The following is an 18855-nucleotide window of genomic DNA, read 5'->3' on the forward strand; positions in this document are numbered from 1 at the left end:
GTGGGGTTTCCCCATGTGAGAGTAGGTCATCGTCAAGATTCAATTCGCAAAACCCCTATCTGCGCGAGCAGGTAGGGGTTTTGTCTTTTCCGATTTTGAAAGCGCTCCGACGACGCTGGTGCCTTGCTTCGCGGGTAGACTCGCTTTCACAGGCGATTGCTCAGGTCGTCTCCCACATTTCGAGTCGGAACACTAGAATAGAGCCGACGTATCCATTCAGAACGCCTTTATGCCCAACCCTGTCGATCCTGAAGCGCTCGCGCAGTTGCCGCTGGACGAACTCGTGGCCTGCCACGAGTGCGACCTGTTGATGCGCAAGCCGATGCTGCAACATGACGAGAAAGCCCAGTGTCCGCGCTGCGGCTATGAGCTCTATGCCCATCGTCACAATCTGGTCAATCGCAGCCTGGCCCTGGTCCTGACGGCATTGCTGCTGTACGTGCCCGCCAACTTCCTGCCGATCATGCAGTTGCATCTGCTGGGGCAGACCTCCGACGACACCGTCTGGAGTGGGGTGCTTGGTCTGTACAACTCGCAAATGCGTGGCATCGCCGTGGTGGTGTTCCTGTGCAGCATGGCCATTCCCTTGCTCAAGTTGCTCTGCCAACTGGTGGTGCTGCTGAGCATCCGTCTGAACATGGGCCGCAGTTATGGCCTGCTGATCTATCGCATCTACCACCACTTGCGCGAGTGGGGCATGCTCGAGGTCTACTTCATGGGTGTACTGGTCGCCATCGTCAAGCTGGTCGACCTCGCCGAACTCAGCATTGGTCTCGGCCTGTTCTGTTTCATCAGCCTGTTGCTGGTGCAGGTATGGCTCGAGGTCGTCATGTCGCCGCATCAGATCTGGGTGGCGTTGTCGGGGGAGGACGTCCATGCGGGCGATTGATGCAGGCATTCTGGTTTGCAATGAATGCCATGAGCTGAATCGGCAGGAGTCTGGCAAGGCCTCGCAGACCTGTACACGCTGTGGCGCCATCGTGCATGCCCGACGTCCCAACAGCATCGTGCGTACCTGGGCGTTGCTGATCACGGCGATGATTCTCTATATACCGGCCAACGTGCTGCCGATCATGACCGTCAGCGCGCTGGGGCAGGGCAGTCCGGACACCATCATGTCCGGCGTCATCACCTTGCTCAAGCACGGCATGCTGCCGATCGCCGCGGTAGTGTTCATCGCCAGTATTCTGGTGCCGACCTTCAAGCTGGTGGGCATCGCCCTGTTGCTGTATTCGGTGCAACGCCACCAGCCGCTCTCGGCGCAGCAGCGCATCCTGATGTACCGCTTCATCGAATTCATCGGTCGCTGGTCGATGCTGGATATCTTCGTCATCGCCATTCTCGTGGCCGTGGTGAATTTCGGCCGCATCGCCAGTGTCGAAGCCAACCTGGGCGCCGTCGCCTTCGCCACCGTGGTGATCCTGACGATGCTCGCAGCTTTAACTTTCGATCCCCGACTGATCTGGGACAACACGGAGTCGGATGACGACCATGAGTGATTTGCCAACGGCTAAAACCCGCCCTGCTTCGAACTGGTCGGCCATCTGGATCCTGCCCCTGATCGCTCTGGTCATTGGTGGCTGGCTTGCCTGGCAGGCCTACCGTGACGCGGGTATCGAAATCCAGGTGCGTTTCGAGACAGGCGAAGGCATCGTCGCCAACAAGACCGAGGTGATCTTCAAAGGCATGTCAGTGGGGAAGGTCACCGCCCTGGTGCTGGATGACAAGGGAGAAAACCGCGGCGTTGTCGCCACCATCGAAATGCGCAAGGAGGCAGGGCCGCACCTGACCAAGGGCACGCGTTTCTGGCTGGTGAAGCCGAGTGTCAGCCTGGCAGGCATTTCGGGGCTGGAGACGCTGGTCTCGGGCAACTACATCGCCGTCGACCCAGGAGAGGGTGAACCGACCAAGCGTTTCACCGCGCTCAAGGAGGCGCCGCCGCTTTCCGATGCCGAGCCAGGCTTGCACCTCACGCTCAAGGCCGAACGCCTGGGATCGCTCAATCGAGACAGCCCAGTCTTCTACAAGCAGATCCAGGTCGGCCGAGTGAAGAGCTATCGACTGTCCGAGGATCAGGGCACGGTCGAGATAAAGGTCTTCATCGCCCCCGCATACGCCAGCCTGGTGCGCAAGCACACACGGTTCTGGAATGCCAGCGGGGTGAGTATCGATGCCGACCTGTCGGGGGTGAAGGTGCGAACCGAGTCGCTCTCGAGCATCGTTGCCGGTGGCATCGCGTTCGCCACGCCAGAGAACCGCAAGGACAGCCCGCCTACCGATCCGAGCCTGCCCTTCCGTCTGTACGAAGACTTTGACGCGGCCCAGGCCGGTATCCGTGTGAAGGTCAAGCTCAGTGACTTCGAGGGCCTGCAGAAGGGCCGTACGCCGGTGCTGTACAAGGGTATCCAGATCGGTTCGCTCAAGGACCTGAAGATCGAAGGCGACCTGTCCAGCGCGATGGCCGAACTGACCCTGGACCCGTTGGCCGAGGACTACCTGGTCGAGGGCACCCAGTTCTGGGTGGTCAAGCCGTCCATCTCGCTCGCCGGCATCACTGGCCTGGAGGCCTTGGTGAAGGGTAACTACATTGCGGTTCGTCCCGGTGAGCCGGGCGCCAAGCCCCAGCGTGAGTTCGAGGCGCGGCCCAAGGCTCCGCCGCTGGACCTGAAGGCGCCGGGGCTGCACATGGTACTGTTCGCCGATACCCTGGGTTCGCTGGAGGTGGGCAGCCCGGTGATGTACCGCCAGGTGCGGGTGGGTAGCGTGCAGAGCTACCAGTTCGCCCGTAACAGCAAGCGGATCCTGATTGGCGTGCACATCGAGAAGGAGTACGCCAACCTGGTCAACGGTTCCACGCGCTTCTGGAATGCCAGTGGCATCACCCTGACCGGTGGGCTCTCGGGCATTCAGGTCAAGAGCGAGTCGCTGCAGACCCTGATGGCGGGAGGTATCGCCTTCGATACGCCAAGGCCGGACGTGCCGCTCAAACGCCATATTCCGCGCTTCCGCCTGCATGAAAGCCAGGATGCGGCCAATCGCGCCGGCACTCTGGTCACCATTCGCGTGGAGCGTGCCGATGGCCTCAAGCCGGGCACCCCGATCCGCTTCCGCGGCCTGGATGTGGGCAGTGTCGAAAGTGTCGACCTGACCGGTGACCTGCAGGCCGTGCTGCTCAGGGCGCGCATCACCCAGGCGGCGGAACGCATTGCTCGTGCGGGTACGCAGTTCTGGGTGGTCAAGCCCGCGTTGGGGCTGGTGCGCACCGAAAACCTCGACACGCTCATTGGTGGCCAATACCTGGAGGTGCTGCCGGCGCTCAAGGACAAGGGGCCGCAGCGCGACTTCATCGCGCTGGCCGATGCGCCAGAAGTGAAAGGTGAGGAGGTCGGCCTGCCGCTGACCTTGAGCGCGGCGCGCCGAGGCTCGATCAAGCCGGGTGTGCCGGTCACCTACCGAGAAGTCACGGTGGGCAAGGTCACCGGTTTCGAGCTCGGCCAGACCGCCGACCGGGTACTGATCCACATCCTCATCGAGCCGCGTTATGCAGGCCTGGTGCGTGGTGGCAGCCGCTTCTGGAACAGCAGCGGGTTCGGCTTCGACTGGGGCCTGTTCAAGGGGGCCACGGTACGTACCGAGTCGGTCGAAACACTGATGGCTGGGGGGATCGCCTTCGCCACGCCGGATGGCGAGCAGATGGGCAACCCGGCGCGACCCCAGCAGACCTTTGCCTTGTTCGACAAGGCGGAAGATGCGTGGCTGGAGTGGGCGCCGAAGATCCAGATCGGCAAATGATGAATAGCGGGGCCGCGGTGCGGCCCTGTTGCAACCGAGAGAAACTGCGCAACCTTTTGGATGCTGAGCAAGACAGCTGCTCCCGCAGGATTCGTGCTGGCTGTCTTGAGCGAATCGCGGGCATAAAAAAACCGACCCTAGGGTCGGTTTTTTCGACAAGAACGTCGCTTAGGCAGCTGCAGCTTCTTTCAGCGCCTTGATGTGGCCATTCAGACGGCCTTTGTGGCGAGCAGCTTTGTTCTTGTGGATGATGCCCTTGTCGGCCATGCGGTCGATTACAGGTACAGCCAGAACGTAGGCGGCTTGCGCTTTTTCGGCGTCTTTTGCGTCGATGGCTTTAACTACATTCTTGATGTAGGTGCGGACCATGGAACGCAGGCTGGCGTTGTGGCTGCGACGCTTCTCAGCCTGTTTTGCACGTTTCTTGGCGGAAGGTGTGTTGGCCACCGTCGAGCTCCTCGAAAGACTTTAGGTAAATAGCAAACAAAATAGGCCGCGAATCATGCCGATGAGTCGAACGGATGTCAAGGCCACCTGCAGGGTTCCGCCGAGTGGTGGGTCAATCAGCGGAAAGATTCCTTTCTGCCACGTGACCTGTACACTCGGGAATTTTGGCTCCCCTGCGAAGGCGCGGGAGTATCGCACATTCAGGCGCGCTCTGGCAGCGTCCTCTGTCCCTTGGCGTGAAACTTTTCGATGAATCTGCTCAAATCCCTGGCTGCGGTCAGTTCCATCACCATGATTTCCCGGGTGCTCGGCTTTGTGCGCGACACCATTCTGGCCCGGGTCTTCGGTGCCGGCGTCGCCACCGATGCCTTCTTCATCGCCTTCAAGTTGCCCAACCTGCTGCGGCGGATCTTCGCCGAGGGCGCGTTCTCCCAGGCGTTCGTGCCGATCCTGGCCGAATACAAGACCCAGCAGGGCGAGGAGGCCACCCGTACCTTCATTGCCTACGTGAGCGGGCTGCTGACCCTGGTCCTGGCCCTGGTCACCGTCGCGGGCATTCTCGCCGCGCCCTGGGTGGTCTGGGCCACCGCGCCGGGCTTCGTCGACAGTGCCGAGAAGTACGAGCTGACCACCTCGCTGCTGCGGGTGACGTTTCCTTATATATTGCTGATCTCGCTGTCATCGTTGGTCGGCGCGATCCTCAACACCTGGAACCGTTTCTCGGTGCCGGCGTTCACGCCCACGCTGCTCAACGTGGCGATGATCGCCTTCGCGGTGCTGCTGACGCCTTATTTCGACCCGCCGATCATGGCCCTGGGCTGGGGCGTGCTGGCCGGTGGCCTGGCGCAGCTGCTGTACCAGCTGCCGGCGCTGAAGAAGATCGGCATGCTCGTGCTGCCACGGCTGAACCTGCGCGATACCGGTGTATGGCGGGTGCTCAAGCAGATGCTGCCGGCCATTCTCGGGGTATCGGTGAGCCAGATCTCGCTGATCATCAACACCATCTTCGCCTCCTTCCTGGTGGCCGGTTCCGTGTCGTGGATGTATTACGCCGACCGCCTCATGGAGCTGCCCTCCGGCGTGCTGGGGGTGGCGTTGGGCACCATCCTGCTGCCGACCCTGGCCAAGACCTACGCCAACAAGGACCGTGAGGAATATTCGCGGATCCTCGACTGGGGCCTGCGCCTGTGCTTCCTGCTGGTGCTGCCCTGCACCCTGGCTCTGGCGATTCTTGCCGAGCCGCTGACCGTGGCGCTGTTCCAGTACGGCAAGTTCACCGCCTTCGACGCGGCCATGACCCAGCGCGCGCTGATCGCCTATTCGGTGGGGTTGCTGGCGATCATCCTGGTCAAGGTGCTGGCCCCTGGCTTCTACGCCCAGCAGAACATCCGTACGCCGGTGAAGATCGCCGTCTTCACCCTGGTCTGCACCCAGCTGTTCAACCTGGCGCTGATCGGCCCGCTGGCCCATGCCGGGCTGGCCCTGGCGATCAGTCTGGGCGCCTGCCTCAACGCCGGCCTGCTGTACTGGAAGCTGCGCAGCCAGCAGCTGTTCCAGCCGCAGCCGGGTTGGGCGCTCTTCCTGTTGAAGCTGGTGCTGGCAGTCACCTTGATGTCTGGTGTGCTGCTGGTGGGCATGCACTATCTGCCGGCCTGGTCGCAGGGCAACATGCTCGAGCGCTTCCTGCGCCTGGGCGCCCTGATCGCGGCGGGCGTGGTGACCTATTTCGGCTGCCTGTACCTGTGTGGCTTGCGCCCACGGCATTTCACCCGCAAGGCCCTGCACTGAGGCGGGAAAAGGGCCAGGCGTCGGTTTTTCACATTCCACGCCCCGTGGTGGCGCTGCTGCCTGTCGTCAGCGCCCGGGTGTGGTTATAATCGGCCACTTTATGAGCAAGAAGCGCGTTATGCAGCTGGTTCGAGGTCTTCACAACCTGCGCCCCGAGCACCGGGGCTGTGTCGCCACCATTGGCAACTTCGACGGGGTCCACCGGGGTCACCAGGCGATCCTCGCGCGCCTGCGCGAACGTGGCCAGGAACTGGGCCTGCCCACCTGCGTGGTGATCTTCGAGCCCCAGCCGCGCGAATATTTCGCCCCGGACACCGCGCCGGCCCGCCTGGCGCGCCTGCGCGACAAGGTCGAGCTGCTGGCGGCGGAGGGTATCGACCGGGTGTTGTGCCTGTCGTTCAACCAGCGTCTGAGCCAGCTCAGTGCCGAGCAGTTCGTCAAGGCTGTGCTGGTCGATGGTCTGGGTGTGCGCCACCTTGAAGTGGGCGATGATTTCCGCTTCGGTTGCGACCGCGCCGGTGACTTCGCCTTCCTGATCGAAGCCGGCAAGCGCCATGGCTTTACCGTGGAAGCCGCCAACACCGTGATCCGCGATGGCCTGCGGGTCAGCAGCACCGAAGTGCGCAAGGCCCTGGCCGAAGGCAACTTCGAGCTGGCCGAGCACCTGCTGGGCCGCCCGTACCGCATCACCGGCCGCGTGCTGCACGGCCAGAAGCTGGCGCGCCAGCTTGGCACCCCAACCGCCAACATCCAGCTCAAGCGCCGCCGCGTGCCGCTGTCCGGGGTCTACCTGGCCAGTATCGAGATCGACGGCAAGCACTGGCCGGGTGTCGGCAATATCGGAGTGCGCCCCACCGTCGCCGGTGACGGGCGCCCTCACCTGGAGATTCATCTCCTGGACTACGCCGGCGACCTGTATGGCCGGCGCCTGACGGTGGAATTCCACCACAAGCTGCGTGAAGAGCAGCGTTTCGCCTCCCTGGAGGCGCTGAAGTCGGCGATCGACGCGGACATCGCCGCCGCACGTGCCCACTGGCACGCTCAACCGCTAACGAAGAGCCTGAAATGACCGACTACAAAGCCACGCTTAACCTTCCGGACACCGCCTTCCCCATGAAGGCCGGCCTGCCTCAGCGCGAACCGCAGATCCTGCAGCGCTGGGACAGCATTGGCCTGTACCGGAAACTGCGCGAGATTGGCAAGGATCGTCCGAAGTTCGTCCTGCACGACGGCCCGCCCTATGCCAACGGCAAGATCCACATCGGTCATGCGCTGAACAAGATTCTCAAGGACATGATCGTCCGCTCGAAGACCCTGTCGGGCTTCGATGCGCCTTATGTCCCGGGCTGGGACTGCCACGGCCTGCCGATCGAGCACAAGGTCGAGGTCACCCATGGCAAGCACCTGACCGCCGACCGCACCCGCGAGCTGTGCCGCGAGTACGCCGCCGAGCAGATCGAAGGGCAGAAGACCGAGTTCATCCGCCTGGGCGTGCTGGGCGACTGGGACAACCCGTACAAGACCATGGACTTCGCCAACGAGGCCGGTGAAATCCGCGCCCTGGCCGAGATGGTCAAGCAAGGCTTCGTGTTCAAGGGCCTCAAGCCCGTGAACTGGTGCTTCGACTGCGGTTCGGCCCTGGCCGAGGCCGAGGTCGAGTACGCCGACAAGAAATCCCAGACCATCGACGTGGCCTTCCCGGTCGCCGATGAGGCCAAGCTGGCGGCCGCCTTCGGCCAGGCCTCGCTGGCCAAGCCCGCTGCCATCGTGATCTGGACCACCACCCCGTGGACCATCCCGGCCAACCAGGCGCTGAACATCCACCCGGACTTCAAGTACGCCCTGGTCGATACCGGCGAGCGCCTGCTGGTGCTGGCCGAAGAGCTGGTCGAGTCGTGCCTGAAACGCTACAACCTCGAAGGTTCGATCATCGCCACCGCGCCGGGCTCGGCCCTGGAGCTGATCAACTTCCGCCACCCGTTCTACGACCGCCTGTCGCCGATCTACCTGGCCGACTACGTCGAGCTGGGCGCCGGCACCGGTGTGGTTCACTCATCGCCCGCCTATGGTGAAGACGACTTCGTCACCTGCAAGCGCTACGGCATGGTCAACGACGACATTCTCACCCCGGTGCAGAGCAACGGTGTGTACGTCGAATCGCTGCCGTTCTTCGGCGGCCAGTTCATCTGGAAGGCCAACCCGGCCATCGTCGACAAGCTGAGCGAAGTCGGTGCGCTGATGCACACCGAAACCATCAGCCACAGCTACATGCACTGCTGGCGCCACAAGACCCCGCTGATCTACCGCGCCACCGCGCAGTGGTTCGTCGGCATGGACAAGCAGCCGAGCACCGGCGAGCCGCTGCGCGAGCGTGCGCTCAAGGCCATCGAAGAAACCAGGTTCGTCCCGGCCTGGGGCCAGGCGCGCCTGCACTCGATGATCGCCAACCGTCCGGACTGGTGCATCTCGCGTCAGCGCAACTGGGGCGTGCCGATTCCGTTCTTCCTCGACAAGCAGACCGGCGAACTGCACCCGCGGACCGTCGAGCTGATGGAAGCCGTGGCCCAACGTGTCGAGAAGGAAGGCATCGAGGCCTGGTTCAAGCTGGACGCCGCCGAGTTGCTCGGTGACGAGGCCGGCCAGTACGACAAGATCACCGACACCCTCGACGTGTGGTTCGACTCCGGCACCACCCACTGGCACGTGCTGCGCGGCTCGCATAACATCGGCCACGCCACCGGCCCGCGCGCCGACCTGTACCTGGAAGGCTCCGACCAGCACCGCGGCTGGTTCCACTCCTCGCTGCTGACCGGCTGCGCCATCGACGGCCACGCGCCGTACCGCGAGCTGCTGACCCACGGCTTCACCGTGGACGAGAACGGCCGCAAGATGTCCAAGTCGCTGGGCAACACCATCGAGCCGGAGAAGGTCAACAACACCCTGGGCGCCGACATCCTGCGCCTGTGGGTCGCGGCCACCGACTACTCGGGCGAGATGGCCGTTTCCGAGCAGATCCTGCAGCGCAGCGCCGACGCCTACCGGCGTATCCGCAACACCGCGCGCTTCCTGCTCTCCAACCTGTCCGGCTTCGACCCGGCCCGCGACCTGCTGCCGGCCGAAGACATGCTGGCCCTGGACCGCTGGGCGGTCGACCGCACCCTGCTGCTGCAGCGCGAGCTGGAAGAGCACTACGGCGAGTACCGTTTCTGGAACGTCTACTCCAAGGTGCACAACTTCTGCGTGCAGGAACTGGGCGGCTTCTACCTCGACATCATCAAGGACCGCCAGTACACCACCGGCGCCAACAGTGTCGCCCGCCGTTCCTGCCAGACCGCGCTGTACCACATCAGCGAGGCGCTGGTGCGCTGGATCGCGCCGATCCTGGCGTTCACCGCCGACGAAATCTGGCAGTACCTGCCGGGCGAGCGCAACGAGTCGGTGATGCTCAACACCTGGTACCAGGGCCTGGCCGAGCTGCCGGCCGACGCCGAGCTGGACCGCGCCTACTGGGATCGCGTGATGGCGGTCAAGGCCGCGGTCAACAAGGAGCTGGAGAACCAGCGTACCGCCAAGGTCATCGGCGGCAACCTGCAGGCCGAAGTCACCCTGTTCGCCGAAGAGGGCCTTACCGCTGACCTGAACAAGCTCGGCGACGAGTTGCGCTTCGTGCTGATCACCTCGGCGGCCAGCGTGGTGCCGTTCGTCCAGGCCCCGACCGACGCGGTGACAACCGACGTCGAAGGCCTCAAGCTGAAAGTCGTCAAGTCCGGTCATGCCAAGTGCGGTCGTTGCTGGCACTTCCGCGCCGACGTCGGCAGCCACCCGGAGCACCCGGAAATCTGTGGCCGTTGCGTGGACAACCTGAGCGGCTCCGGTGAGGTGCGCCACTATGCCTAACGCTTCCGCAGGCCGCTTCGGGCGACTTGCCTGGCTCTGGCTGAGCCTGGTGGTGCTGGTCCTCGACCAGGCCACCAAGCTGTACTTCGACAGCTCGCTGAGCATGTACCAGCAGATCGTGGTCATCCCCGACTACTTCAGCTGGACCCTGGCCTACAACACCGGCGCCGCGTTCAGCTTCCTGGCCGACAGCTCCGGCTGGCAGCGTTGGCTGTTCGCCCTGATCGCCGTGGTGGTCAGCGCCGTGCTGGTGGTTTGGCTCAAGCGCCTGGGGCGCAACGAGACCTGGCTGGCCGTCGCCCTGGCCCTGGTGCTGGGCGGCGCGCTGGGCAACCTGTACGACCGCGTCGTGCTGGGCCACGTGGTCGACTTCATCCTGGTGCACTGGCAGAACCGCTGGTATTTCCCGGCCTTCAACCTGGCCGACAGCGCCATCACCGTGGGTGCGGTGATGCTGGCGCTGGACATGTTCAAGAGCAAGAAGTCCGAGGAAGCCGTCCATGACTGAGACCCGTATCGGCCAGAACACCGAAGTCACCCTGCACTTCGCGTTGCACCTGGAAAACGGCGACACCGTCGACAGCACCTTCGACAAGGCCCCGGCCACGTTCAAGGTCGGCGATGGCAACCTGCTGCCGGGCTTCGAGAGCGCGCTGTTCGGCTTCAAGGCCGGTGACAAGCGCAAGCTGAGCCTGGCGCCGGAACACGCCTTCGGCCAGCACAATCCGCAGAACGTGCAGGTGATGCCGCGTTCGCAGTTCGAGGGCATGGAACTGTCCGAAGGGCTGCTGGTGATCTTCAACGACGCCGCCAACACCGAGCTGCCGGGTGTGGTCAAGGCGTTCGACGAGCACCAGGTGACCATCGACTTCAACCATCCACTGGCTGGCAAGACCCTGAACTTCGAGGTGGAGATCCTCGACGTGAAGGCCGTGTGAGCCTGGAGCCGAGCATGCAAATCAAACTCGCCAACCCGCGCGGCTTCTGTGCGGGGGTCGACCGGGCGATCGAGATCGTCAACCGCGCCCTGGAAGTTTTCGGGCCGCCGATCTACGTGCGCCACGAAGTGGTGCACAACAAGTTCGTGGTCGAGGACCTGCGCAACCGTGGCGCGGTGTTCGTCGAAGAGCTGGACCAGGTGCCGGATGATGTCATCGTCATCTTCAGTGCCCACGGCGTGTCGCAAGCGGTACGCCAGGAGGCCGCCGGCCGTGGCCTGAAGGTGTTCGACGCGACCTGCCCGCTGGTGACCAAGGTGCATATCGAGGTCGCCAAGTACAGCCGCGACGGCCGTGAATGCATTCTCATCGGTCACGCCGGGCACCCGGAAGTCGAAGGCACCATGGGCCAGTACGACGCCAGCAACGGTGGCAGCATCTACCTCGTCGAAGACGAGAAGGACGTCGCCAACCTGCAGGTGCGCAACCCCGATCACCTCGCCTTCGTCACCCAGACCACCCTGTCGATGGACGACACCAGCCGGGTGATCGACGCCCTGCGCGCGCGCTTCCCGAACATCGGCGGCCCGCGCAAGGACGACATCTGCTACGCCACGCAAAACCGCCAGGACGCTGTCAAGCAACTGGCCGACGAGTGTGACGTGGTGCTGGTGGTCGGCAGCCCCAACAGCTCCAACTCCAACCGCCTGCGCGAGCTGGCCGAGCGCATGAGCACGCCGGCCTACCTGATCGACGGCGCCGAAGACCTGCAGCGTGGCTGGTTCGACGGCGCCGAGCGGATCGGCATCACCGCCGGTGCCTCGGCTCCGGAAGTGCTGGTGCGCGGCGTGATCGAGCAGCTCAAGGCTTGGGGCGCCACCGGCGCCGAAGAGCTCGACGGGCGTGAAGAGAACATCACCTTCTCCATGCCCAAGGAACTGCGAGTCCGCTCGCTGATCTGACTCAGTCGCCTGCACAGCGGCGGCCTCCGTCGCTGCGCAGGCTGACCCGCCCGGTCGGGCTCAGCACCACCTGATGACGGCTGTCGCGGGTGGCGCGCTGGCAGATATCCAGCGTGGTGCCACCGAAGCCGATCCCCAGCGGCGCTCCTCGACGGCTGAACCTGACCGCTCTGCCTGAGGTCGTGGTGATCAGCAGCGGTCTTGGCAAGCGATGTTCTGTCAGCCCCTGGCCGTCATGCTCCTGCGATATGCGCCAACCCTTGCCCCAGTCCCCCTCCAGTGGTTCAACCAGCACCGCCTTGCGCAGCAGCGCAGCCTGGTTGCGCGCGGCGCGCAATGCCTGCGCCAGCTCCCTGGCCACTGCGGCCTGATGCTGTTCTTCGCTGAAGTTGTTGTAGGCCGTCAATCCCAGCTGCGTCAGAAGGCTCGCCACCGCCAGCGTGCACATCATTTGCATCAGTGTTACCCCTTGTTGCTTCACCGTGCATTCCTCCCGGGAAGTGCTTCGCTGTAGCTTCCGGGCCGACCGGCATGGCCGCCAGTCGGCCCGTTCGGCGATCGGGCGAGGAAAGATCCCAGGAGGGGCGATGCGCACAAGGGAGGGGGGCATGACATTGCTGGAGGTGCTGCTGGCGATGACGGTACTGGCGCTGGGGCTGTTCGCGTCGGCGGCCTTGCAATTGCGTGGTTTGCAGGCGACCGATGGCGCACGCCGCACCGGGCAGGCGCTGCAGCTCGCCCAAGGCATGCTGGAGCGGACAAGGGCGGCGGGTTCGCTCGAGGCCGGCGTGCAGGCGGCCTGGCAGGCCCAGGTCGCTCGGCAATTGGGCGAATCGGCGCAGGGGCGCCTGAGCTTGTCGGCGGGCATGCTGACGTTGGAGCTCGATTGGCCGGGTGCCGACCAGCAGCGCCAGTCGCTGAGCCTGCAAGGCAGGGTATCGCCATGACGCGCCGGCAAGCCGGTTTCGGCCTGATGGAGGCGCTGCTGGCCCTGACGCTGGGCGCGATGCTGCTGGCGGTCACCGGCCAGGTGTTCGTCTCGGCGCATCAGGCCTGGCGCCTGCAGGGCGCGTCGGCCAGGCTGCAGGACGATGCGCGCCTGGCCATGCAACGGTTGGTCGAGGACATCCGCCAGGCCGGCATGTTCGGTTGCCTGCGCCTGGAAGCCAGCGACTTCGATGATCCCGCCACCGCCCAGGCGTTCGCCCGGCCAATCGAGATCACGGACGATGGCCTCACGCTGATCGGCGCGGAGTTGCCGGGGCTGCTCGGGGCGCCCGACTGGACGGTGCTCACCGACTGCCGAACCTGGGCCAGGGTGCAACGGGGGCAGCATGTGGGGGAGGGTGAGTGGCTGGCCTTGCCCGTGCGCCGGGTGAGCTACCGCGTGCGCAATGGCAGCCTCATGCTCACCAGCAATGCCCAGCACGCCGCGCTTGTCGACAACGTGCGGGCGCTGGAGGTGCGCCGGGTGCAGGAGCGCGAGGGCGAGCGCCTGGATATTCGCCTGAGCCTGTTCGACCGGCAGCATCAGCTCGAACAGCAGCATGCCGTGAGCGTGGCGGTACGCAATGGAGGGGCCGGTTCGTGAGCAGGCAGCGAGGGGTGGTGCTGCTGCTGGCGCTCACCTTGAGCCTGGTACTCGGCCTGCTGGCCAGCATGGCGTTGCGGGAGGGGGTGCTGCTGCAACGCCAGCTGGCTGAGCAGTTGGCCGTCGCCCAGGCCTTCGAGCAGGCCGAGTCGAGCCTGCTCGAGGGCGCTGCCCTGCTGGCCAGCGGCCTGCCTTCGCCCTGCGTGGCGTGTCGACCGCCGGATCTGCCGGACGCGCAACCGCCCGCGCCATGGCTGCGCACCGACAGTGGCTTCGTGTTTGTGCAGGCCCTTGGGCAAAGCACGCGTATCGCAGGCATGCCGCCGGGCGATCGCCTGATGCTGGTGCGGGTGACTGCCGTCAGCCGCCAGGTTCGTGTTCGCCAGCTGCTGGAAGCGGTGTATGCGGTTGTTGACGACTCGGCCAGCATGACCCGGATCAGCTGGCGCCAGCGCCTGGAAGGTGACTGACATGCAACGAGGTCTTGGTCTGATCGAATTATTGATTGTCGTGGCCGTGATCGGCATGCTGGCAGCCATTGCCTACCCCAGCTACAGCGACCAGCTACGGCGCGCCGCGCGCAGCGAGGTGGTCGGTCTGCTGCAGGACGTGGCGTTGCGCCTGGAGCAGCACCGTGCGCGCGCGGGCGGCTATGCCGACACCGAACAGCTGACCATCACGCTACCCGCTGGCAATCGCTACTACCGCCTGCAGGCCCGACGCGACAGTGACGGCTTTCTGTTGCTCGCCACGCGTTTGCCACGCGCCTTCATGGCCGATGACCGCTGCGGCGACTTCCGCCTCGACCAGGCCGGCGTGCGCGACAACCCGGGCAGCAGCGAAGGCAGTGATGCCTGTTGGGGAAGCTGACGCGCATGAGGTGCCCGCGCACCGTGGAATTACTTCAGATGTTGGATCGAACGATGAGCAAGCAAGTAGTGATTGTCGGCGGTGGAGTCATCGGCCTGCTGACGGCGTTCAACCTGGCGGCCGAGGTCGACCGGGTGGTGGTGTGCGACCAGGGCGAGGTGGGCCGCGAGTCGTCCTGGGCCGGCGGCGGCATCGTCTCGCCGCTGTACCCATGGCGCTACAGCCCGGCGGTGACCGCGCTGGCGCACTGGTCGCAGGACTTCTATCCACAGCTGGGCGAGCGGCTGTTCGCCAGCACCGGCGTCGACCCCGAGGTCCACACCACGGGATTGTACTGGCTGGACCTGGATGACGAAGCCGAAGCGCTGGCCTGGGCAGCGCGCGAGCGGCGCCCACTCAGCGCCGTGGATATCTCGGCCGCCTACGACGCGGTGCCGGTGCTGGGCGCGGGCTACAGGCACGCGATCTACATGGCGGGCGTGGCCAATGTGCGCAACCCGCGTCTGGTGAAGTCGCTCAAGGCCGCGCTGCAGGCGCTGCCGAACGTGACCCTGCGTGAGCATTGCCAGATCACCGGTTTCGTTCGTGAAAGCGGGCGAGTGACCGCTGTGCAGACCGACGATGGCCTGCTGGCCGCTGACGATGTGGTGCTCAGTGCCGGCGCCTGGAGCGGCGATCTGCTGAAGACGCTCGGCTTGGCATTGCCGGTGGAGCCGGTGAAGGGGCAGATGATCCTGTTCAAGTGCGCCGAGGACTTCCTGCCGAGCATGGTCCTGGCCAAGGGCCGTTATGCGATCCCGCGCCGCGATGGCCACATTCTGGTGGGCAGCACTCTGGAGCATGCAGGCTACGACAAGACTCCCACCGACGATGCGCTGGCGAGCCTGAAGGCTTCGGCGGTCGAGTTGCTGCCGGCACTGGCGGATGCCGAGGTGGTGGGGCACTGGGCAGGCTTGCGCCCGGGGTCGCCGGAAGGCATCCCTTATATCGGCGCGGTGCCGGGGCATGAAGGCTTGTGGCTGAACTGCGGGCATTACCGCAACGGGCTGGTGCTGGCGCCGGCGTCGTGCCAGCTGTTCAGCGATCTGCTGCTGGGGCGAGAGCCGATCATCGACCCGGCGCCGTATGCGCCTGAAGGGCGTCTGGGCTGAGACGCAACAGGGATCATGGCTAGGGGGCGTGGGGGCGGGCTTGACCCGCTCCCACAAGATACAGACGCGTCATGCCTCAGCGTTGCTGCCCCGGGCCCTGCTCCAGGTGTTGCTGGCTGCAGTACCACTCCTTGCCCTGCTGCAGCGCCCGGTCATTGGGCAGGTGCACGCCGCAATGGGCGCAGCGCACCATCTTCAACGGGTCCTGCAGCTGCGGATCGGCGGGCGATTGCTGACTGGTCTTGAACTTGCGCCACAGCCAGAACGCGGCGGCGATCAGGGCGATCCAGAAGAGTAGGCGAACCATGGTGTCCAGCTTGTCGAGAAAAGAAGCCGACAGTCTAGGGCGCGGCCAATAAAAAAGGGAGGCCTCGGGCCTCCCTTTCTTGTCGCGGCGTGGATCAGTCGAACAGACCGAAGGTCATGTAGCTGAACCACGAGCGGTCTTTCTCGGCTTCCTTCGGCCCTGCCGGCAGAATCGGGTCGCCGTTCTCGTCCTTGGGCAGCAGTTCTGCCGGCATTTCCGAGCGGGCGTCCTGGAACTGCTTGACCACGTCTTGGTTGGCGCGGGTCTCGCCCGGCGGCAGCGGCGTGTCGGTCTCGATCAGGCCCAGGGTAGCCTTGGACAGCCAGGAACGATTGCCGCTCTCGTCCACCTTGGTGACGAACTGGCCATCGACCAGGCTCGGGTGGTCCGGGTAGTTGAGCTTGAGGGTCTCGAGGCTGGTGGCGGCCAGCTCGTCCAGGTGCATGCGCTGGTACGACTCGACCATCACCGCCAGGCCGTCGCCCACCGCCGGGGTTTCCTGGAAGTTCTCCACCACGTAGCGGCCACGGTTGGCGGCGGCCACGTAGGCCTCGCGGCTCAGGTAGTAGTTGGCCACGTGGATCTCGTAGGAAGCCAGCAGGTTGCGCAGGTAGATCATGCGCTGCTTGGCATCCGGGGCGTAGCGGCTGTTGGGGAAGCGGCTGGTCAGCTGGGCGAACTCGTTGTACGAGTCGCGGGCGGCGCCCGGGTCACGCTTGGTCATGTCCAGTGGCAGGAAGCGCGCCAGCAGGCCGCGGTCCTGGTCGAACGAGGTCAGGCCCTTGAGGTAGTAGGCGTAGTCGACGTTCGGGTGCTGCGGGTGCAGGCGGATGAAGCGCTCGGCGGCGGATTTGGCGGCCTCGGGCTCGGAGTTCTTGTAGTTGGCGTAGATCAGCTCGAGCTGGGCCTGGTCGGCGTAGCGGCCGAACGGGTAGCGCGACTCCAGGGCCTTGAGCTTGTTCACGGCACTGGTGTAGCTGGAGTTGTCCAGGTCGGCCTGCGCCTGCTGGTACAGCTCGGCCTCGCTGAGGTTCTCGTCAATGACTTCCTTGTTCGAGGAACAGGCAGCGGTGAGCCCGAGGATGGCGATCAGCAGCAGGTGTTTCACTTGCATGGCGGCTTGCGTCCCTTTGACGGCCGCTGTCTTGGGCGGTGCCGTCCTGTTATGATGAGCGCCCCCGGCCAAACCCCGGGGCAAAAGAAGCCGTATTTAACCACAAGCGCGCAGCCGAAACCAAAGGCTGAACGCCCGTCGATTCGAGCATGTCCGAGATCATTCAACTTAGCGCAGAGGTCCCGTCCGAACTGGGCGGCCAACGCCTCGACCAAGTCGCCGCCCAACTGTTCGCCGAGTACTCGCGTTCGCGCCTGGCCTCGTGGATCAAAGATGGCCGCCTGACTGTCGATGGCGCGGTGCTGCGACCGCGCGACACCGTCCACACAGGCTCCATCCTGGCCCTCGAGGCCGAGCAGGAGGCCCAGGGCGAATGGGTGGCTCAGGACATCGAGCTGGACATCGTCTATGAAGACGACCAGATCCTGGTGATCAACAAGCCCGCGGGGCTGGTGGTCCACCCAGCGGCCGGTCACCCTGACGGCACCCTGCTCAACGCCCTGCTGCACCACGTGCCGGACATCGTCAACGTGCCGCGCGCCGGCATCGTGCATCGCCTGGACAAGGACACCACCGGCCTGATGGTGGTGGCCAAGACTTTGCAGGCGCAGACGAACCTCGTGGACCAGCTGCAGAAGCGTTCGGTCAGCCGCGTCTATGAGTGCATCGTGGTCGGCGTGGTGATCGCCGGCGGCAAGATCGACGCCCCGATCGGCCGCCACGGCGGCGAGCGCCAGCGCATGGCGGTGACCGAGGGCGGCAAGCCGGCCGTCAGCCACTACCGCGTGCTCAAGCGCTTCCGTTCGCACACCCATGTGCGGGTCAAGCTGGAAACCGGCCGCACGCACCAGATTCGTGTGCACATGGCCCACGTCGGCTTCCCGCTGGTCGGCGACCAGACCTACGGCGTGCGTTTCCGCATTCCGCCTGCGGCCAGCGTGGCCATGGTCGAGGCGGTGAAGAACTTCCCGCGCCAGGCCCTGCACGCTCGCTTCCTGGCGCTCGATCACCCGACCACCGGTGAGCGCATGGAATGGGCCTCGCCGCTGCCGGACGACTTCGTCTGGTTGCTGTCGCTGCTCAACCAGGACCGCGAGAGCTTTATCGGATGAGCGGTCTGACGCAGTCGCTGATCCTTCCCGACTGGCCAGCCCCGGCCTCGGTTCGCGCCTGTGTCACCACCCGCGAGGGCGGCGTCAGCCTGCCGCCCTACGAATCCTTCAACCTTGGCGATCACGTGGGCGACGAGCCCGCCGCGGTGGCCGAGAACCGTCGCTGCCTGAGCGATGAATTTGCCATCCAGCCCGCCTGGCTCAAGCAGGTGCACGGGCTGGTGGTGGCCGACGCCGACCCGACCACGGTCGCCGAAGCCGATGCCAGCTGGACCGACCAGCCCGGCATCGCCTGCACCGTGATGACCGCCGATTGCCTGCCCGCGCTGTTCTGCGACCGCGCCGGCACCCGTGTCGCCGCTGCTCATGCCGGCTGGCGCGGGTTGGCCGGTGGCGTGCTCGAGGCCACCCTCGATCGCCTGGCCCTGCCGCCGGAAGAGGTACTGGTATGGCTGGGGCCGGCCATCGGGCCGCAGGCGTTCGAGGTGGGGCTGGAGGTGCGCGATGCCTTTACCGCCGTGCATCCCGAGGCGGCCACGGCGTTCGTCGAGGGCGAGCGCCCGGGCAAGCTGATGGCCGACATCTACCAGCTGGCGCGGATTCGCCTCGCGGCGCGGGGCGTCACTGCCGTGTATGGCGGTGGGTTCTGTACCGTCAGCGACCCGCGTTTCTTCTCTTATCGCCGCACCCCGCAGGGTGGGCGCTTCGCTTCGCTGGTCTGGCTGCAGCCGCGTTAACCTGCATTGGCCTCTTCGCGGGTAAAGCCGCTCCCACAGGTGCTGGGATGTGCCGAAGGGCGATGGAGATCCTGCGGGAGCGGGTTTACCCGCGAAAAAACCACTGCTGAACGCTCAAGCTGACACTTGTCAACCCCGCTACGCTTGAA

20 protein-coding genes are annotated in these 18855 nt (G+C 65.0%); 16 read left to right on the forward strand and 4 right to left on the reverse strand.

Annotated elements, in window-relative coordinates; genetic code table 11:
- Positions 1-229 precede the first annotated feature (229 nt).
- The 3 genes from N7422_RS23130 to N7422_RS23140 are packed head-to-tail and all read left to right on the forward strand — an operon-like array spanning position 230 to position 3792.
- Positions 230-889, forward strand: a complete 660-nt coding sequence (locus N7422_RS23130) for a paraquat-inducible protein A (RefSeq protein ID WP_279808724.1) — start codon at positions 230-232, stop codon at positions 887-889.
- Entirely contained in the window at positions 876-1499 is a 624-nt protein-coding gene (locus N7422_RS23135) for a paraquat-inducible protein A (protein WP_279808725.1), read from the forward strand. Before N7422_RS23130 ends, N7422_RS23135 begins: the two co-directional genes overlap by 14 nt.
- On the forward strand, positions 1492-3792 hold the full coding sequence (locus N7422_RS23140) for an MlaD family protein (RefSeq protein WP_279808726.1): 2301 nt from the start codon (positions 1492-1494) through the stop codon (positions 3790-3792). Before N7422_RS23135 ends, N7422_RS23140 begins: the two co-directional genes overlap by 8 nt.
- A gap of 168 nt (positions 3793-3960) precedes the next feature.
- On the opposite strand, the gene rpsT is transcribed toward N7422_RS23140, so the two are convergent.
- The gene (gene rpsT, locus N7422_RS23145; protein WP_003247625.1) at positions 3961-4239 is read right to left on the reverse strand and encodes a 30S ribosomal protein S20; all 279 of its coding nucleotides are present in this window, start codon (positions 4237-4239) and stop codon (positions 3961-3963) included.
- A 249-nt stretch (positions 4240-4488) separates the two neighbouring features.
- On the opposite strand from rpsT, the gene murJ reads away from it, so the two are divergent.
- The 6 genes from murJ (at position 4489) to ispH (ending at position 11824) form a co-directional block, all read left to right on the forward strand.
- Entirely contained in the window at positions 4489-6027 is a 1539-nt protein-coding gene (gene murJ / locus N7422_RS23150) for a murein biosynthesis integral membrane protein MurJ (protein WP_279808727.1), read from the forward strand.
- A 118-nt stretch (positions 6028-6145) separates the two neighbouring features.
- Positions 6146-7096 (forward strand): bifunctional riboflavin kinase/FAD synthetase, encoded by a 951-nt coding sequence (ribF, locus tag N7422_RS23155; protein WP_279808728.1) that lies wholly within the window; start codon positions 6146-6148, stop codon positions 7094-7096.
- Positions 7093-9924, forward strand: a complete 2832-nt coding sequence (ileS, locus tag N7422_RS23160) for an isoleucine--tRNA ligase (protein ID WP_279808729.1) — start codon at positions 7093-7095, stop codon at positions 9922-9924. The genes ribF and ileS overlap by 4 nt, the downstream gene beginning before the upstream one ends.
- Positions 9917-10432 (forward strand): signal peptidase II, encoded by a 516-nt coding sequence (gene lspA / locus N7422_RS23165; RefSeq protein WP_279808730.1) that lies wholly within the window; start codon positions 9917-9919, stop codon positions 10430-10432. The genes ileS and lspA overlap by 8 nt, the downstream gene beginning before the upstream one ends.
- The gene (gene fkpB, locus N7422_RS23170; protein ID WP_279808731.1) at positions 10425-10862 is read left to right on the forward strand and encodes an FKBP-type peptidyl-prolyl cis-trans isomerase; all 438 of its coding nucleotides are present in this window, start codon (positions 10425-10427) and stop codon (positions 10860-10862) included. The genes lspA and fkpB overlap by 8 nt, the downstream gene beginning before the upstream one ends.
- 14 nt (positions 10863-10876) lie before the next feature.
- Positions 10877-11824, forward strand: a complete 948-nt coding sequence (gene ispH, locus N7422_RS23175; RefSeq protein ID WP_279808732.1) for a 4-hydroxy-3-methylbut-2-enyl diphosphate reductase — start codon at positions 10877-10879, stop codon at positions 11822-11824.
- A gap of 1 nt (position 11825) precedes the next feature.
- On the opposite strand, the gene N7422_RS23180 is transcribed toward ispH, so the two are convergent.
- On the reverse strand, positions 11826-12305 hold the full coding sequence (locus tag N7422_RS23180) for a GspH/FimT family pseudopilin (protein ID WP_279808733.1): 480 nt from the start codon (positions 12303-12305) through the stop codon (positions 11826-11828).
- A 106-nt stretch (positions 12306-12411) separates the two neighbouring features.
- Between N7422_RS23180 and pilV the strand changes: the two genes are divergently transcribed.
- Genes pilV through thiO form a run of 5 tightly spaced genes read left to right on the forward strand, consistent with a single transcriptional unit; the run spans position 12412 to position 15436 of the window.
- On the forward strand, positions 12412-12771 hold the full coding sequence (gene pilV / locus N7422_RS23185) for a type IV pilus modification protein PilV (protein ID WP_279808734.1): 360 nt from the start codon (positions 12412-12414) through the stop codon (positions 12769-12771).
- Entirely contained in the window at positions 12768-13415 is a 648-nt protein-coding gene (locus N7422_RS23190; protein ID WP_279808735.1) for a pilus assembly protein PilW, read from the forward strand. The genes pilV and N7422_RS23190 overlap by 4 nt, the downstream gene beginning before the upstream one ends.
- Positions 13412-13885 (forward strand): hypothetical protein, encoded by a 474-nt coding sequence (locus tag N7422_RS23195; protein ID WP_279808736.1) that lies wholly within the window; start codon positions 13412-13414, stop codon positions 13883-13885. Before N7422_RS23190 ends, N7422_RS23195 begins: the two co-directional genes overlap by 4 nt.
- A 1-nt stretch (position 13886) precedes the next feature.
- Positions 13887-14285 (forward strand): type IV pilin protein, encoded by a 399-nt coding sequence (locus tag N7422_RS23200; protein WP_279808737.1) that lies wholly within the window; start codon positions 13887-13889, stop codon positions 14283-14285.
- A gap of 53 nt (positions 14286-14338) precedes the next feature.
- Entirely contained in the window at positions 14339-15436 is a 1098-nt protein-coding gene (gene thiO / locus N7422_RS23205) for a glycine oxidase ThiO (RefSeq protein WP_279808738.1), read from the forward strand.
- Between the two features lie 76 nt (positions 15437-15512).
- On the opposite strand, the gene N7422_RS23210 is transcribed toward thiO, so the two are convergent.
- Both N7422_RS23210 and N7422_RS23215 read right to left on the reverse strand, forming a co-directional pair.
- The gene (locus N7422_RS23210) at positions 15513-15743 is read right to left on the reverse strand and encodes a PP0621 family protein (RefSeq protein WP_279808739.1); all 231 of its coding nucleotides are present in this window, start codon (positions 15741-15743) and stop codon (positions 15513-15515) included.
- A gap of 94 nt (positions 15744-15837) precedes the next feature.
- Positions 15838-16857 carry an outer membrane protein assembly factor BamD gene (locus tag N7422_RS23215; protein WP_279808740.1) on the reverse strand — a complete coding sequence of 340 codons (1020 nt, stop codon included), beginning with the start codon at positions 16855-16857 and terminating at the stop codon, positions 15838-15840.
- 149 nt (positions 16858-17006) lie between these two features.
- Here N7422_RS23215 and rluD point away from each other — a divergent pair, with 149 nt between their 5' ends.
- Positions 17007-17969 carry a 23S rRNA pseudouridine(1911/1915/1917) synthase RluD gene (rluD, locus tag N7422_RS23220; RefSeq protein ID WP_279808741.1) on the forward strand — a complete coding sequence of 321 codons (963 nt, stop codon included), beginning with the start codon at positions 17007-17009 and terminating at the stop codon, positions 17967-17969.
- Entirely contained in the window at positions 17966-18706 is a 741-nt protein-coding gene (gene pgeF / locus N7422_RS23225) for a peptidoglycan editing factor PgeF (protein WP_279808742.1), read from the forward strand. Before rluD ends, pgeF begins: the two co-directional genes overlap by 4 nt.
- The last annotated feature ends 149 nt before the right edge of the window (positions 18707-18855 follow it).

The sequence above is a fragment of the Pseudomonas sp. GD04091 genome (genome assembly GCF_029836165.1).
GTDB lineage: Bacteria > Pseudomonadota > Gammaproteobacteria > Pseudomonadales > Pseudomonadaceae > Aquipseudomonas.

Coding starts and splice junctions, on each gene's coding strand:
- N7422_RS23140 (WP_279808726.1), top strand. CDS start 1,492: ATGAGTGATTTGCCAACGGCTAAAACCCGCCCTGCTTCGAACTGGTCG.
- rluD (WP_279808741.1), top strand. CDS start 17,007: ATGTCCGAGATCATTCAACTTAGCGCAGAGGTCCCGTCCGAACTGGGC.
- murJ (WP_279808727.1), top strand. CDS start 4,489: ATGAATCTGCTCAAATCCCTGGCTGCGGTCAGTTCCATCACCATGATT.
- N7422_RS23200 (WP_279808737.1), top strand. CDS start 13,887: ATGCAACGAGGTCTTGGTCTGATCGAATTATTGATTGTCGTGGCCGTG.
- pilV (WP_279808734.1), top strand. CDS start 12,412: ATGCGCACAAGGGAGGGGGGCATGACATTGCTGGAGGTGCTGCTGGCG.
- N7422_RS23190 (WP_279808735.1), top strand. CDS start 12,768: ATGACGCGCCGGCAAGCCGGTTTCGGCCTGATGGAGGCGCTGCTGGCC.
- N7422_RS23130 (WP_279808724.1), top strand. CDS start 230: ATGCCCAACCCTGTCGATCCTGAAGCGCTCGCGCAGTTGCCGCTGGAC.
- N7422_RS23210 (WP_279808739.1), bottom strand. CDS start 15,743: ATGGTTCGCCTACTCTTCTGGATCGCCCTGATCGCCGCCGCGTTCTGG.
- ribF (WP_279808728.1), top strand. CDS start 6,146: ATGCAGCTGGTTCGAGGTCTTCACAACCTGCGCCCCGAGCACCGGGGC.
- thiO (WP_279808738.1), top strand. CDS start 14,339: ATGAGCAAGCAAGTAGTGATTGTCGGCGGTGGAGTCATCGGCCTGCTG.
- pgeF (WP_279808742.1), top strand. CDS start 17,966: ATGAGCGGTCTGACGCAGTCGCTGATCCTTCCCGACTGGCCAGCCCCG.
- ileS (WP_279808729.1), top strand. CDS start 7,093: ATGACCGACTACAAAGCCACGCTTAACCTTCCGGACACCGCCTTCCCC.
- fkpB (WP_279808731.1), top strand. CDS start 10,425: ATGACTGAGACCCGTATCGGCCAGAACACCGAAGTCACCCTGCACTTC.
- N7422_RS23135 (WP_279808725.1), top strand. CDS start 876: ATGCGGGCGATTGATGCAGGCATTCTGGTTTGCAATGAATGCCATGAG.
- lspA (WP_279808730.1), top strand. CDS start 9,917: ATGCCTAACGCTTCCGCAGGCCGCTTCGGGCGACTTGCCTGGCTCTGG.
- N7422_RS23215 (WP_279808740.1), bottom strand. CDS start 16,857: ATGCAAGTGAAACACCTGCTGCTGATCGCCATCCTCGGGCTCACCGCT.
- ispH (WP_279808732.1), top strand. CDS start 10,877: ATGCAAATCAAACTCGCCAACCCGCGCGGCTTCTGTGCGGGGGTCGAC.